The sequence below is a fragment of the Nostoc sp. UHCC 0251 genome (genome assembly GCF_034932245.1).
GTDB lineage: Bacteria > Cyanobacteriota > Cyanobacteriia > Cyanobacteriales > Nostocaceae > Nostoc.
Genome location: NZ_JAYGHD010000058.1, coordinates 1 through 12,933, shown reverse-complemented (window position 1 = coordinate 12,933; position 12,933 = coordinate 1). Strand labels below are relative to the sequence as shown.

The 12,933-nt window shown below is 45.3% G+C and carries 10 protein-coding genes; 8 read left to right on the top strand and 2 right to left on the bottom strand.

What is annotated here, in order from left to right; translation table 11 throughout:
• Window positions 1-587: peptidoglycan-binding protein (locus VB740_RS09740; RefSeq protein ID WP_323199827.1), on the bottom strand; the 587-nt coding region annotated here is incomplete at its 3' end.
• 488 nt (window positions 588-1,075) lie between these two features.
• Between VB740_RS09740 and VB740_RS09735 the strand changes: the two genes are divergently transcribed.
• The 7 genes from VB740_RS09735 to VB740_RS09705 all read left to right on the top strand — a co-directional run bounded on the left by VB740_RS09735 (window position 1,076) and on the right by VB740_RS09705 (window position 9,885).
• Window positions 1,076-2,494: a hypothetical protein gene (locus VB740_RS09735; protein ID WP_323199826.1), complete on the top strand. Its 1,419-nt coding sequence runs from the start codon at window positions 1,076-1,078 to the stop codon at window positions 2,492-2,494.
• Window positions 2,495-2,783: 289 nt separating this feature from the next.
• On the top strand, window positions 2,784-3,245 hold the full coding sequence (gene rimP / locus VB740_RS09730) for a ribosome maturation factor RimP (protein WP_323199825.1): 462 nt from the start codon (window positions 2,784-2,786) through the stop codon (window positions 3,243-3,245).
• 184 nt (window positions 3,246-3,429) lie between these two features.
• Window positions 3,430-4,716, top strand: coding sequence for a transcription termination factor NusA (gene nusA, locus VB740_RS09725; RefSeq protein WP_323199824.1), 1,287 nt, complete (start codon window positions 3,430-3,432; stop codon window positions 4,714-4,716).
• A gap of 150 nt (window positions 4,717-4,866) precedes the next feature.
• Window positions 4,867-5,136, top strand: a complete 270-nt coding sequence (locus tag VB740_RS09720; RefSeq protein ID WP_323199823.1) for a YlxR family protein — start codon at window positions 4,867-4,869, stop codon at window positions 5,134-5,136.
• 482 nt (window positions 5,137-5,618) lie between these two features.
• Window positions 5,619-8,780 carry a translation initiation factor IF-2 gene (infB, locus tag VB740_RS09715; RefSeq protein ID WP_323199822.1) on the top strand — a complete coding sequence of 1,054 codons (3,162 nt, stop codon included), beginning with the start codon at window positions 5,619-5,621 and terminating at the stop codon, window positions 8,778-8,780.
• A 103-nt stretch (window positions 8,781-8,883) separates the two neighbouring features.
• Window positions 8,884-9,504, top strand: a complete 621-nt coding sequence (locus VB740_RS09710) for a low-complexity tail membrane protein (protein WP_323199821.1) — start codon at window positions 8,884-8,886, stop codon at window positions 9,502-9,504.
• A 183-nt stretch (window positions 9,505-9,687) separates the two neighbouring features.
• Window positions 9,688-9,885, top strand: a complete 198-nt coding sequence (locus VB740_RS09705) for a hypothetical protein (protein ID WP_012412012.1) — start codon at window positions 9,688-9,690, stop codon at window positions 9,883-9,885.
• Here the strand turns inward: VB740_RS09705 and VB740_RS09700 are convergent.
• A complete protein-coding gene (locus VB740_RS09700; RefSeq protein ID WP_323199820.1) occupies window positions 9,882-10,418 on the bottom strand; it encodes an alpha/beta hydrolase in 537 nt (178 codons plus the stop codon). The genes VB740_RS09705 and VB740_RS09700 overlap by 4 nt on opposite strands.
• A gap of 657 nt (window positions 10,419-11,075) precedes the next feature.
• Between VB740_RS09700 and VB740_RS09695 the strand changes: the two genes are divergently transcribed.
• Window positions 11,076-12,770, top strand: coding sequence for a DUF1565 domain-containing protein (locus VB740_RS09695; RefSeq protein WP_323199819.1), 1,695 nt, complete (start codon window positions 11,076-11,078; stop codon window positions 12,768-12,770).
• Window positions 12,771-12,933 lie beyond the last annotated feature (163 nt).

The window sequence follows — 12,933 nt, the reverse complement described above, 5'->3', positions numbered from 1 at the left end:
CCCGGTGTTGGCGTAACTCCCGGTGTTGGCGTAACTCCCGGTGTTGGCGTAACTCTCGGTGTTGGTGTAACTCTCGGTGTTGGTGTAGCTCCCGGTGTTGGTGTTGGCTGACTGAAGACTGTCTTTGCTTCTTCATTGAGCTTTTGACGGAGTGCTAAATTAGCAATTCCAGTTTCTGACAACTGATATTTCTTCTGATACTCCTTCACCACTGCTTCCGTGCGGGAATCGTAAAAACGATCGCGCGCGAGGGGAGGATTTGGCTTTACCACTGCATTCAAATTTGCTTCCAAAATCCGAACAATGTTAGCAGCAAAATCCTGGGTTTTTGGCCCTGCTATCCCATCAACTGGTTTTAGCTTATAACCTGTCTGAAATTCACGAATTGCCTTTTTAGTTTCCTCATCCGTCAAAGGGCTATTCGTGACCTTGACGTTATAGCCTAATCCTCGCAACACAGAACGGAATTGCTCGGGTGTATAGCTACCTTGAGGGGCTGCGAAAACTGTGTCTGCAACTACTACGCTAGCAGTTATCAGGCAAGTAACAGCAAAGGTCGCGCTTGATTTTCCAAACCCACACCACATATTTGAAACTCCTTTGGGTTAAATCAGCAGGATTATAAATGTTAACAGCTGCATTTTAAGTTTGTTTAATAACTTTTTTCGCAATTTTTTAATGTTTTTTGAATAATTTGTGATTTATTTTTGTCAAGTTTAACTTTGATTGCAAAAACCAATTTTTGTCATCTATCAAAAGAAGTATCTTATATTAGCAGAGATACAGCGGTTATGATTATGAATTAAATACACCCCTTGAACACTAAATTTCAGTCAGTAGTTCATACATCTGTCACCTGTGTCAACTTACAGCTAGGGCTAATTGGAGATGCTGCTCGAATGGAGCGGGTTTTGAACGCCGATTTCCAGTAAGTTGACACCAATGCACATTTGTGAAGCCTCACTGGATTTACTCAACTGCAAATTGCTGTAATTAGTTGGAAATATCTAAAAAAATTAATTAATGAAAGAGCTTATATTCCAAATCAGAAAACATGTATAATTTATAACAAACTATGAAAAACATAAAATCTTCTAAGCAGCGTAATCTATGGTTTGAAAAAATTATGGCAATTACTGCCGCGGTAAATTTAGGCTTAATTTTGTTTGATTTAAGTTACGTACCTTGGCGAGATTTTTACTTACGAAAACTTCCTCAAATTATTCAGATTTATGACCCAATTAAAGATATTGAACCCTATCGAGACACGAAAAATTATCTAGAAACAGTAAAAGCATTAGAGGAACAAGTCAGCCAAACAGGGTTACAGTCGCCTCAGGTAAATAGCAGGCTAGAGGAAATCAGGCGTCTTAGCAACGAGATGATTGACACCAACCCGTTTGCGGGAGTGAATAAGAGTGGGACTCTGGAAAAAATCAAAAATCGGATGCGATCGCGCATCGGTAATGAATCTGCAAAACAGTCCTTTGCCACTTTTTGGAGTCAGCCATACCTCTCACAAAATGGCTGGGATCAAGAAATTAAATTTTTTCATGAGAGCATCCGCCCTTTGATTGCCTCTAACTACTACCGCCAAATCGGTGAAAATGGCGAATTTGTTGATAATTTCTGGATTATTGACTTACCCTTTGTGATTTTATTTGGCGTAGAATTGCTGGGGCGCACCTTTTTTATCAGACGGCAACATCCTGGCTTAAGCTGGTTAGAAGCAGTATTGTGGCGATGGTACGACCTATTTTTACTACTGCCTTTTTGGCGGTGGTTACGAATCTTTCCAGTAATAGTCCGCCTCGATCAAGCGCGATTATTGAATTTACATCCAGTGCGGCGGCAAATTAATCAAGGAATTGTTGCCAATTTTGCCGAAGAACTTACAGAAATTGTAGTGGTAAGGGTAATTAATCAGGTTCAGGGGTCAATTCAGCGGGGTGAGTTAACGCGCTGGCTCTCACAACAAGAAAATTTACGTCCCTACATAGATATTAATAATGTGAATGAAGTCGAAGCGATCGCAGGTCTTTTGGTAAAAACAATAGTCTACCAAGTGCTACCCGAAATCCAACCTGCGATCGTTGCCATTTTGCGCCACAACATCGAAACCGTCTTCCATCAAGTCCCCGTCTATCGCAATCTCCAGAACCTCCCTGGCGTAGGACAGGCCCAAACCCAGTTAAGTGAACAATTGGCACTCCAGATCACAACTAATCTTTACAAAACTTTGGTTAGCGCTGTTGAAGACCCTGTTGGCGCAAAACTCACCAGTCAACTGGTACAAAGCTTTGGCGATGCCTTGGGATCTGAAATCAAGGAAAAACACGTACTTTCAGAAATTCAGAGTTTACTTTTTGACTTCTTAGAGGAAATCAAACTCAACTACGTCCAGCGTTTGTCCCAAGAAGACATAGACCAAATTATCGAGCAAACCAGGAAGCTACGAACACAAGTATCAGTTCCAGCAGTAGTGAAAAGATGAGGGAGCAGGGAGCAGGGAGCAGGGAGCAGGGGAGGCAGGGGAGGCAGGGGGAGATGAGGGGGACAAGGGAGAATTATTGAACAAGTTTCTTCCTTGTCTTTTCCCAATGCCCAATGCCCAATGCCCAATGCCCAATGCCCAATGCCCAATGCCCAATCACTATTGACTATCCAATAAATGCGCTAAACTCGAATTAGGCGAATCATGATTGGTTCGTCACAAGACTTCTTGGAAGATATACCTATCGCAGGAAGTGGGTCGAAGCCCACTTTTTTTATTGAATTCTCTCATGGCTCATCCTTTAGTTCCACAAATTATTGATTTAGCGACACCAGTGGCAGAAGAACTGGGATTGGAAGTGGTTGGCGTGGTTTTTCACACTAACCAAAGTCCACCAGTGTTGCGAGTAGACATTCGTAATCCTGAGCAAGACACTGGGTTGAACGATTGTGAGAGGATGAGCCGTGCTTTAGAAGCCTCCTTAGATGCTGCGGAAATCGTTCCAGATAAATACGTCTTGGAAGTGTCTAGTCCTGGTATTTCGCGGCAATTGGTAACAGACAGGGAGTTTATTTCCTTTAAAGGATTTCCTGTTATCATCTCCACTTCGCCACCCTACGACGGACAACAAGAGTGGATTGGTCAGTTGATTCGCCGGGATGAGACAACACTTTACTTAAACCAAAAAGGTCGTGTAGTCGAAATTCCCCGCTCCCTAATTACTAAGGTGCAGCTAGACGAGCGCCGATAAACAAGTGATTAGAGGCTAGGGACTAGGGACTAGGGATTGCAGAAGTAGAGGAGCAGAGGAGCAGAGGAGCAGAGGGTAAGTTGCTGCAAGTCTTTTGCCTTTGCACCCAATGCCCCATGCCCCATGCCCAATGCCCCTGCCCAATGCCCAGTCCCTAGTTCCTAATTTTTAAAGGAGATTGCTTATGTCAATGGTTACTTTACCTGGATTAAAAGAATTAATTGAAAGTATAAGTCGCGAACGGAATTTACCCCGGCTTGCAGTTCAATCAGCAATTAGAGAAGCACTACTTAAAGGCTATGAACGTTATCGCCGCGCCCAAAATTTAGAGCGCAAACAGTTTGACGAAGATTATTTTGAAAATTTTGAAGTAGAACTCGATATTGAAGGAGAAGGATTTCGCGTTCTTTCTACCAAAACCATTGTTGAAGAAGTAGATAATACAGATCACCAAATTTCTCTAGACGAAGTTCAACAAGTCGCTCCCGAAGCGCAGTTAGGGGACTCTGTGGTGCTGGATGTTACTCCCGACCAAGGAGAATTTGGTCGGATGGCGGCGATGCAAACTAAGCAAGTATTGGCGCAAAAATTACGGGATCAACAGCGCCAGATGGTGCAAGAAGAGTTCCAAGATTTAGAAGGAACTGTGCTCCAAGCAAGAGTCCTGCGGTTTGAGCGGCAATCTGTGGTTCTGGCAGTTAGCAGTGGCTTTGGTCAGCCAGAAGTAGAAGCCGAATTACCGAAGCGGGAACAGCTGCCCAACGATAATTATCGGGCAAATGCCACCTTCAAGGTATATCTCAAAAAAGTCTCCCAAGGTCAACAACGAGGGCCACAGTTGCTTGTGTCTCGCGCCGATGCTGGTTTGGTAGTTTATCTTTTTGCCAACGAAGTCCCAGAAATCGAAGATGAAGTGGTACGGATTGTTGCCGTAGCTAGGGAGGCAAACCCCCCTTCCCGTTATGTCGGTCCCCGGACTAAAATAGCAGTAGACACTCTTGATCGCGATGTAGACCCAGTAGGCGCTTGTATTGGAGCTAGGGGATCGCGAATTCAAGTGGTAGTCAACGAATTACGCGGTGAAAAAATAGATGTAATTCGCTGGTCGCCAGACCCAGCAACATACATTGCCAACGCCTTAAGTCCAGCACGGGTAGATGAAGTACGCCTGATGGACCCAGAATCGCGGCAAACTCATGTACTTGTAGCTGAAGACCAATTGAGTTTGGCCATAGGCAAAGAAGGACAAAATGTCCGTTTAGCAGCCCGTCTGACTGGTTGGAAAATTGATATCAAGGACAAAGCTAAGTATGACTATGCAGGAGAGGATGCCAAATTTGCAGCCGTTAGAACAAAATATCAATCAGAGGAATCAGAGGAAAACGATCTGGAATTTGAGGAAGAATTCGAGGATGAAAATCAAGACGAATTAGAGGAGGAGGATAGTTTTGATAATAACGATGATGAATAATTGATTAATTTTGTAAAGTTTTGATACTGTAGATTGTATTCTCAGTCTCAAGGATTATTTTCTCAAAAGCTACTTGGTATAAGTAAAAAATAGTAATAATAAACTTAATTTTTACATCCAAAATCCTGGGCTGAGATCATACGAAAACTGATGAAACCAAATTATCGGCGCTGTATTAGTTGCCGCAAAGTAGGCTCAAAAGATGAGTTTTGGCGGATTGTCCGCGTGTTTCCATCGGGAAAGGTACAATTAGATCAGGGCATGGGGCGTTCTGCCTATATTTGTCCGCAAACGAGTTGCCTACAAGCAGCTCAAAAAAAAAATCGACTAGGGCGATCGCTACATGCATCAGTGCCGGAAACACTGTACCAAAGCTTGTTGCAACGCCTAGCCAAGAGCAATACCCAAAACCAAATTTAGTTGGAACAACTTTGTGACGTCATCATCAGAAGATTTGTGCGAAAGCCGAAATCGCGCTTTTATGACACCCTCTGTTGATCGTTAAGGTTAGTGCCAAAATAGTAAATGGGTGTAAAAGGCATTCGACTCTCTAATAATTTAAGAGGGGCGAGGCAAGATTCCCAGAACAAGATGTAATCGATTGTGTTGTGGAAGGCTCAGAATCACCAAAACAAGAAACTACAAAATGGCAACCTGGTAGCGCTCAGGCGCAGTTCGGCGTCAGGGGTTCCTATAAAAATCTTTTGTTTAAAAAATTTTTATGGGTGTTCCTCAACCATCATTCCTGGTGGGGATGCCATTATTAAACCGAAACATCTCTCTTTCCTGATTGGAGGCACCGGCAAAAACTGAACGGCAGTCTAAAAACAGTAATCCAAGGATGGAGATGTCGCAAACCAGGCAACCATCCGCTAAAACTGTAAATTAAAGGGGAAGAGTGGATGAACAACGGCAAAGTTAGAATCTATGAATTATCAAAGGAATTGAATTTGGATAACAAAGAGCTACTAGCAATTTGCGACCAGCTCAGCATCTCGGTCAAAAGTCATAGCAGCACGATTTCAGAATCCGAGGCAGAAAACATCCGCACGGCTGCGGAAAAACTCGCAGCGACGAATGTCTCCGCCAAAAAGGAACTACGTACAACCAGCCATAAACCAAACTCACCACCAAACGGCGGATCTGCCCGACCTGCTGCACCCCACAAACAGCAAATTTTGGAAATACGCAAACCCAAAATATTGAGAAATACTACCTCCAACGCCCCAGAGGCGTCAGTTGCTACCAATACCCAAGCTGCCTTGTCTGAAGCTAATCCTCCCTCACCACCACGGCCTTTCGCTACACCAGTCTCACCCATGAAGCCGGCAGCACCAACTCGACCTGTGCCCCGGACTCAATCTGAGACTCAAGAGCAACCTCCTGTCACGGACTTGGAACAAACGCCAAATCCAAATCAGGCGTCGGAAAAAACAGCATCTCAAAAACCAGAAAAAATAGTTCCGCCCAGACCGAAAGCGGAAAAACCGATCAAACCGCAATTAGCTGCCCCACCGCCAAGACCTGCGGCGGAAGAAGCGCCAGTTGCAGATGAGCAAGTATCTCAGGCAGACAAACCGATCCTGAAACGCGACCAACGGCAACGGCCCGTCGAAGGCGATCGCGAACAAATTAAGCCCAGAGTTGCTAAACTGCCAACTGACCAGTCTCCACCAGGTGCACCACAAAGAACAAGTCGGCCTACCCCTGCACCCACCAGACCAGAGCAGAGGGGCAGTAGACCATCTGCACCATCGCAACTAGGAGAAGGGCAAAGACCAAGACCAGCCCGCCCTGGCGAAGCAGTAGCAGCCGCAATGCCGATCGCTACTCCACCCAGGCAGATGTCAGGAATAGCGGGCAAATCTCAAGGATTGGGTGATGAGTCAGTCGTCGCACCCGATCTCCTTGATTTGAAACGCCCAAGTCCACCTCGCCCCACCAAAGGCGGCAAGAAGTGGGTAGAAGAGGAAATAATTGACGAAGTTAAAGAGAAGGCTAAAGCTGGCGTTAAAGGCAAGCGGATCAAGCCGATATTGGATGATGAGTTTGAAGAAGATTTGCTAGATGATGACGATCTAGACTCACCAGCCACCGTCCAAGTCAGCCTTTCCATTGCCCGTCCTCCCAAACCCAAAGCGACTCGACCTGTGCAGATGCCAGGCGCAAGCCTTGCTAGCGCCCCAACTGCTAGAGGAAGTAGAAAACCTGGTTCTAAGTCTGGTTCTAGCCGTGACCATCACAATAACCGTCGCCACCAACAAGAAGCTGACACCAAGCGCGATCGTCCCGAAAAGGTGACGATTACAGGCCCGTTGACTGTGCAAGAACTGTCTGACGTTTTAGCCGTTCCTGATACAGAGATTGTGAAAATCTTGTTCCTCAAAGGCATGGCGGTGAGTATCACCCAAAATCTGGATATTCCCACAATTACCCTGGTAGGAAAAGAACTAGAAATAGAAGTCGAAACCGTCGAGCGAGAAGCAGAAGCTCGGAAAATTACAGAAATGGTCGGCGCAGAAGACCTAGAATATCTCCACCGCCGTCCACCTGTCGTGACAATTATGGGTCACGTAGACCACGGTAAAACAACCCTGCTCGACTCAATCCGCAAAACAAAAGTGGCTGCTGGCGAAGCTGGTGGGATCACCCAACACATTGGTGCATACCATGTGGATGTGGAACACGAGGGCAAACCGCAGCAGATAGTCTTCCTAGATACTCCTGGCCACGAAGCTTTTACAGCTATGCGGGCCCGAGGAGCGCGGGTAACAGACATTGCCGTGTTAGTAGTGGCTGCTGATGATGGTGTCCGTCCTCAAACCATTGAAGCTGTTAGCCACGCCCAAGCAGCCGGAGTGCCAATTGTTGTTGCAATCAACAAAATTGACAAAGAAGGGGCACAACCAGAACGCGTCAAACAAGAACTCACGCAGTATGGTCTGACCGCAGAAGATTGGGGTGGTGAGACAATCATGGTTCCCGTGAGCGCGATCAGGGGTGAAAACCTGGATACGCTCTTAGAGATGATTCTCTTAGTAGCAGAGGTTGCAGAACTATCTGCAAACCCAGATCGTACCGCCAAAGGAACTGTAATTGAAGCACATCTGGATAAAGCCAAGGGAGCAGTTGCTACCTTGCTAATTCAGAATGGCACCTTGCATGTGGGAGATATCTTGGTAGCTGGCTCGGCTTTCGGTAAAGTTCGGGCGATGGTGGATGACAGAGGCAAGAGAGTAGATATTGCTTCTCCTTCCTTTGCTGTGGAGGTACTAGGTTTAAGTGATGTGCCAGCAGCAGGCGACGAGTTCGAGGTCTTCCAGAACGAAAAAGAAGCCAGAGCACTCGCTAGCGATCGCGCCGATAGACAACGCCTATCCCGTCTGTTACAAGGACGTGTTACCCTTACAACCCTGTCGGCTCAAGCACAAGAAGGCGAGTTGAAAGAACTCAACTTGATCTTGAAGGGAGACGTACAAGGTTCCGTAGAAGCCATTGTGGGAGCGCTCAAGCAAATCCCGCAAAACGAAGTCCAAATTCGGATGCTCTTGGCTACTGCTGGGGAAATCACCGAGACAGATATCGACTTAGCAGCTGCCAGTAACGCTGTAATTATTGGCTTCAACACCACCTTCGCTAGTGGCGCTAGACAAGCCGCCGATGAAGCAGGTGTAGATGTTCGTGAATACAACGTAATCTACAAACTCCTAGAAGATATCCAAGATGCCTTGGAAGGTCTTTTGGAACCAGAGTTGGTGGAAGAACCCTTGGGTCAAACCGAAGTCCGTGCCGTCTTCCCAGTCGGTCGTGGTGCGGTTGCCGGTTGCTACGTTCAATCTGGCAAGCTAGTTCGCAACTGCAAAGTCAGGGTGCGACGCGGCGGTAAGGTGATCTATGAAGGCGTCCTTGATTCCCTAAAACGGATGAAAGAAGATGCTCGTGAGGTCAACGCCGGTTATGAATGCGGTGTCGGCATGGATAAATTCAATGATTGGGTTGAAGGTGACATCATCGAATCCTATCAGATGGTTACGAAGCGCCGCACTCTCACCTTAACGAGATAGTGTTAAGGGTAAAATGGTTAGAAGTTAGGAGTAATAAATTAGGAGTTAGGAGTTAAAGGCTGCTAATTCTTAGCTCCTAACTCTTAACTCATAACTTTTTATTATGCATTCATTTCGCTCTGAACCTATTTTGTGGATTCACGTCGCTGGATTGGCGACGTTGCCTGTTTTTTTAGTACTCTGCTTATTGTTTCTCTCTGTAGGCGAACCGTTTTTGCCAGTGTGGATGGAGCTATTCTTAGTTGCCGCCATTGGTGTTCTCCCCCTGCTATGGATGCAGTTGCGCCGCCCCTTTTATATATTTGCTCTTTTAGGAATCGCCCTAAAGCCAGAAAATCTGACTGAGCGGCAGCGAAAAATTCTCTGTTTAATTAATACAAAGTTAAATCGTATCCTGGCATTAGTAGCAGCAATATTATCGGTTTGGGTGCTGTGGAATCTTTACCAAATTGCCCCATTAGTAGCAAATTCAGCTAAATTCCTCCCACAATGGCGCAGCCTTGCACTAGTGCTTGCGGGATTAGCCTTTTTGGGCAGCAATCTATTTTTACAAATACCTGTGAGTGTAATGCGAGTTTTGGTGATTAATGAGACAGAATTCGCTGGCATCGAGCCATTATCTTTAGAAAAGATTAAGCAAGATTTCACCATTTTAGGAGTGCGGGTTAATCAAATCGTGCCTCGATTGTTGGAATCCTTGTTTAGGATTAATACAGATTCGTAGCTGCCCTCAAAGTAATATTATTTACTTTAAAGGGCTAGAGAGGAGATGAGGGAGATGAGGGAAAAGAATTAATAACCAATACCCAATGCCCACTTGCCCTGAGCGTTCGCGCAGCGTCTCCGTTAGGAGAAGCCGAAGGGATGTCCAATTACCGTTGAAGTTAAAACAAAGGAATGAGGAACTATGGCTCAAATTCCAGCTTCTAGCGATCGCCAATTTTCTGCTGATACTGAAATTTGGTATAGCCTCAAATGCGCTATATCTACTAGTTCCGGTTTTCAACGCTGGCAACTAGAACGCGATGCTCAATTACACGGAATTCGCTTGGAACAGCAGGTACAACGGTATTTAAGAGAAACTTTAGAAACTTTAGCTTACTAAAAATTAAGTAAATCTTGTACGCTTGTTTGCAAGCGACGGAGTTGACGGTATGCACTCTCCAAGCGTTTGCCATCAACTTCCACTTCATTGGTGGGATAGTTTTCGATAATTTCAATCAGCGATACCTGCCCGTCTTGACTCGCAGAAAGTACCAAAGCGGCCCGCAAAGCCTGTCGGTCTGCTCTCCGAGACGGTGTATAAATAACTTGACTAATTTGATCCAAAATAATATTACCAATTCGGCTATTCAGTACTCGATCTAAAAATACAACGTTTACCTTCACCGGCTCCGTTAAATACTGACGAATGGCTTTGGGGTCTTGTCGCGCCAAAGCGAAATTAATCCGTAGTGAACGTGAAAGTTCGCCTGTTTGGGCAAAGGTGGATAGTTCCTCTACTGAAAGTGATTCACGGAAGACACCATAGTTTAGCACCACTCGTTCCGCAGCAAAGGCAGGAGTAGACAAAAGTAGAAGACAGGTACTACCTACTAAAACTAAGGCCTGACGCAGCCCCAAAAATTGAAAACGCATTTCTTCCGATTTCCAATAGGTTTGCTTTCACTGTCATGATATGGCAGCAACATTATTTGCAGCATCTAGCTTTAGGGAATACAAAAATTGAAGAAGGCAGGAGGCAGAGGGCAGAGGGCAGAAGGAACAATTGAATGGGGATTCAGACCCCAACCAATTGTAAGCACCGTATAGACGGTGGGGTTTTATACCCTTACTCCCTTTGGTCGTGGGCAGAGTGAGTCAGAATTCCCTTGTCTACGACACGCTGCGCGATCTGCCAACTGAGCCTCCTGCCCTCTGCCTTTCTTGATAAATAATTTAGTAGACAGAATGAGCGCTTATACAAGGCAGCGAGGGGCTTATTGACACATTCGCTTCTCCCGAAAGTCCGTAGTAGAGCTTGGCTGAGATACAGCTACCATCTCAATTAATAAGACTTGCCGCAATATCCCATCGTCACAGCTAGGCAAACTTTGGCTATAGCGTACTAGTAGAATTTTCTAAATAAAAGAATATAACTAATGTATAAGTTCTGTGATCTATCTAAGGAACTTAGCTGAATTAATACTAATCATCCAGTATAGTTTTGCATGGGTTTGATAGCAGCTACAAGGCTGCTTGCTACCTTAAACCTTGTTCGACACACCGTAATTCAGCACACCACAGACTCAAAAAATGAAATACCGGGGTTTTCACATTTCTCTTGCGAAAAATTTTCGCCTTCTTTCTAACAGTTATCTCAGATATACTTTACGCGTGGGAGCCGGACTAACAGCCTTGCTAGTTGTTTCTAGTGGGTCAATACTACTACCTAGTGAAGTTAATGCTGGTGCGAGCCACCCAGAAGGTATCGCCCCAACGATCACAGCACAAGCTCCCGCAACAGCCGCAGTGATTTACGTTAATCCAGCGACTGGTGTAGATAGTGCTGGTGCTGGTACAACCTCAACTGCACCCTATAAAAGTATCAGTTTTGCTCTTAGTCAAGCCCAGCCAGGTGCAGTTATTCAATTAGCACCTGGGAACTATAACCAAGAAAGTGGCGAAACCTTCCCACTGTTGCTGAAACCAGGGGTGACACTGCGGGGTGATGAAACTACTAAAGGTCAGGGGGTATTGATTACAGGTGGAGGTTTCTACACTAGTCGCACCTTTGCTAGACAAGACATTACTATTCTTGCTGACCAAGATACCACGATCGCAGGTGTCACCGTCACCAACCCAAATAGCCGGGGTACGGCTGTGTGGGTGGAGTCAACTAATCCGATTATCAACAACAATACTTTTACTAACAGTGTTAGAGAGGGTGTTTTTGTTACGGGTACAGGCAATCCCAAAGTCGAAGGCAATCTCTTTGTGCAAAACAAAGGCAATGGGATCTCAATTGCTAGGGCGGCCCAAGGAGAAATTCGGAATAACTTATTTCAGGATACTGGTTTTGGTCTAGCGATCGGTGGCACTTCCACACCCCTAATTGTGGAAAACCAAATTATCGAAAATCAAGACGGTCTTTTTATCTCAGAGTCAGCGAAGCCCGTATTGCGTAAGAATGTCATTCAAAACAATAAGCGGGATGGAGTAGTAGCAACTGTTAATGCTTTACCCGATCTTGGCACCAACGAAAATCCTGGTGGCAATCTTATTCGCAACAACACTCGTTATGATGTGAACAACGCCACTAAAACAGGTCAAATTCTCGCTGTTGGCAACGATATCGATCAGAAAAAGATTTTCGGCTCAGTAGATTTTGTTGCCGCAACTGTTAACCCACCCGCTGGAGGGGCTGTTGCATTTAAAGATGTGCCAGCAAATTACTGGGCAAAAACCTACATTGAAGCTTTAGCCTCCCAAAATATTATTGCTGGCTTTCCTGATGGCACTTTTAAACCCAACGATCCTGTAACCCGCGCTCAATTCGCCACTATTGTAACTAAAGCCTTAACACCACCAACTAAACGCGCAGCCATTAAATTTAAGGATGTAGCAAGCAATTTTTGGGCTAACGCTGCAATTCAATCTGCTTACCAGAGTGAATTTGTTTCTGGTTATCCTGATGGCACTTTTAAACCACAGCAGCAAATTCCCAGAGTGCAGGCGTTAGTCGCTTTAGCTAATGGTTTGGGCTTAACAGCGAGTAATCAGAATGTCCTTTCCTTTTACACCGATGCTGCCCAAATTCCTAATTATGCGATCGCTCCTGTTGCTGCCGCAACTGCACGGCAACTAGTAATCAACTATCCCACAGTGAAGCAACTCAATCCTAATCGTGAAGCGACTAGAGCCGAGGTTGCTGCCTTTGTTTACCAGGCACTTGTCAATGCTGGACGTGCCCAACCGATTCCTTCATCTTATTTGGTAACAGTTCAGTAAATGCCTAGTTAGCAAATTGAAAGCGCCAGACTAATAATTTGTTAGTCTGGCGCTTTCAATTAATGTGAGTTCTCTTATACCAATTCAATTAATGATTGCAATACATCCTTGGGTAAAGACGCGATTCATCGCGTCTCTACAAATGGTCTATTTGTCGCATTCT

Excerpts from the sequence above, each read along its gene's own strand:
- VB740_RS09695 (WP_323199819.1), top strand. The coding sequence starts at position 11,076 with ATGAAATACCGGGGTTTTCACATTTCTCTTGCGAAAAATTTTCGCCTT.
- infB (WP_323199822.1), top strand. The coding sequence starts at position 5,619 with ATGAACAACGGCAAAGTTAGAATCTATGAATTATCAAAGGAATTGAAT.
- VB740_RS09705 (WP_012412012.1), top strand. The coding sequence starts at position 9,688 with ATGGCTCAAATTCCAGCTTCTAGCGATCGCCAATTTTCTGCTGATACT.
- VB740_RS09720 (WP_323199823.1), top strand. The coding sequence starts at position 4,867 with ATGAAACCAAATTATCGGCGCTGTATTAGTTGCCGCAAAGTAGGCTCA.
- VB740_RS09700 (WP_323199820.1), bottom strand. The coding sequence starts at position 10,418 with ATGCGTTTTCAATTTTTGGGGCTGCGTCAGGCCTTAGTTTTAGTAGGT.
- nusA (WP_323199824.1), top strand. The coding sequence starts at position 3,430 with ATGTCAATGGTTACTTTACCTGGATTAAAAGAATTAATTGAAAGTATA.
- VB740_RS09735 (WP_323199826.1), top strand. The coding sequence starts at position 1,076 with ATGAAAAACATAAAATCTTCTAAGCAGCGTAATCTATGGTTTGAAAAA.
- rimP (WP_323199825.1), top strand. The coding sequence starts at position 2,784 with ATGGCTCATCCTTTAGTTCCACAAATTATTGATTTAGCGACACCAGTG.
- VB740_RS09710 (WP_323199821.1), top strand. The coding sequence starts at position 8,884 with ATGCATTCATTTCGCTCTGAACCTATTTTGTGGATTCACGTCGCTGGA.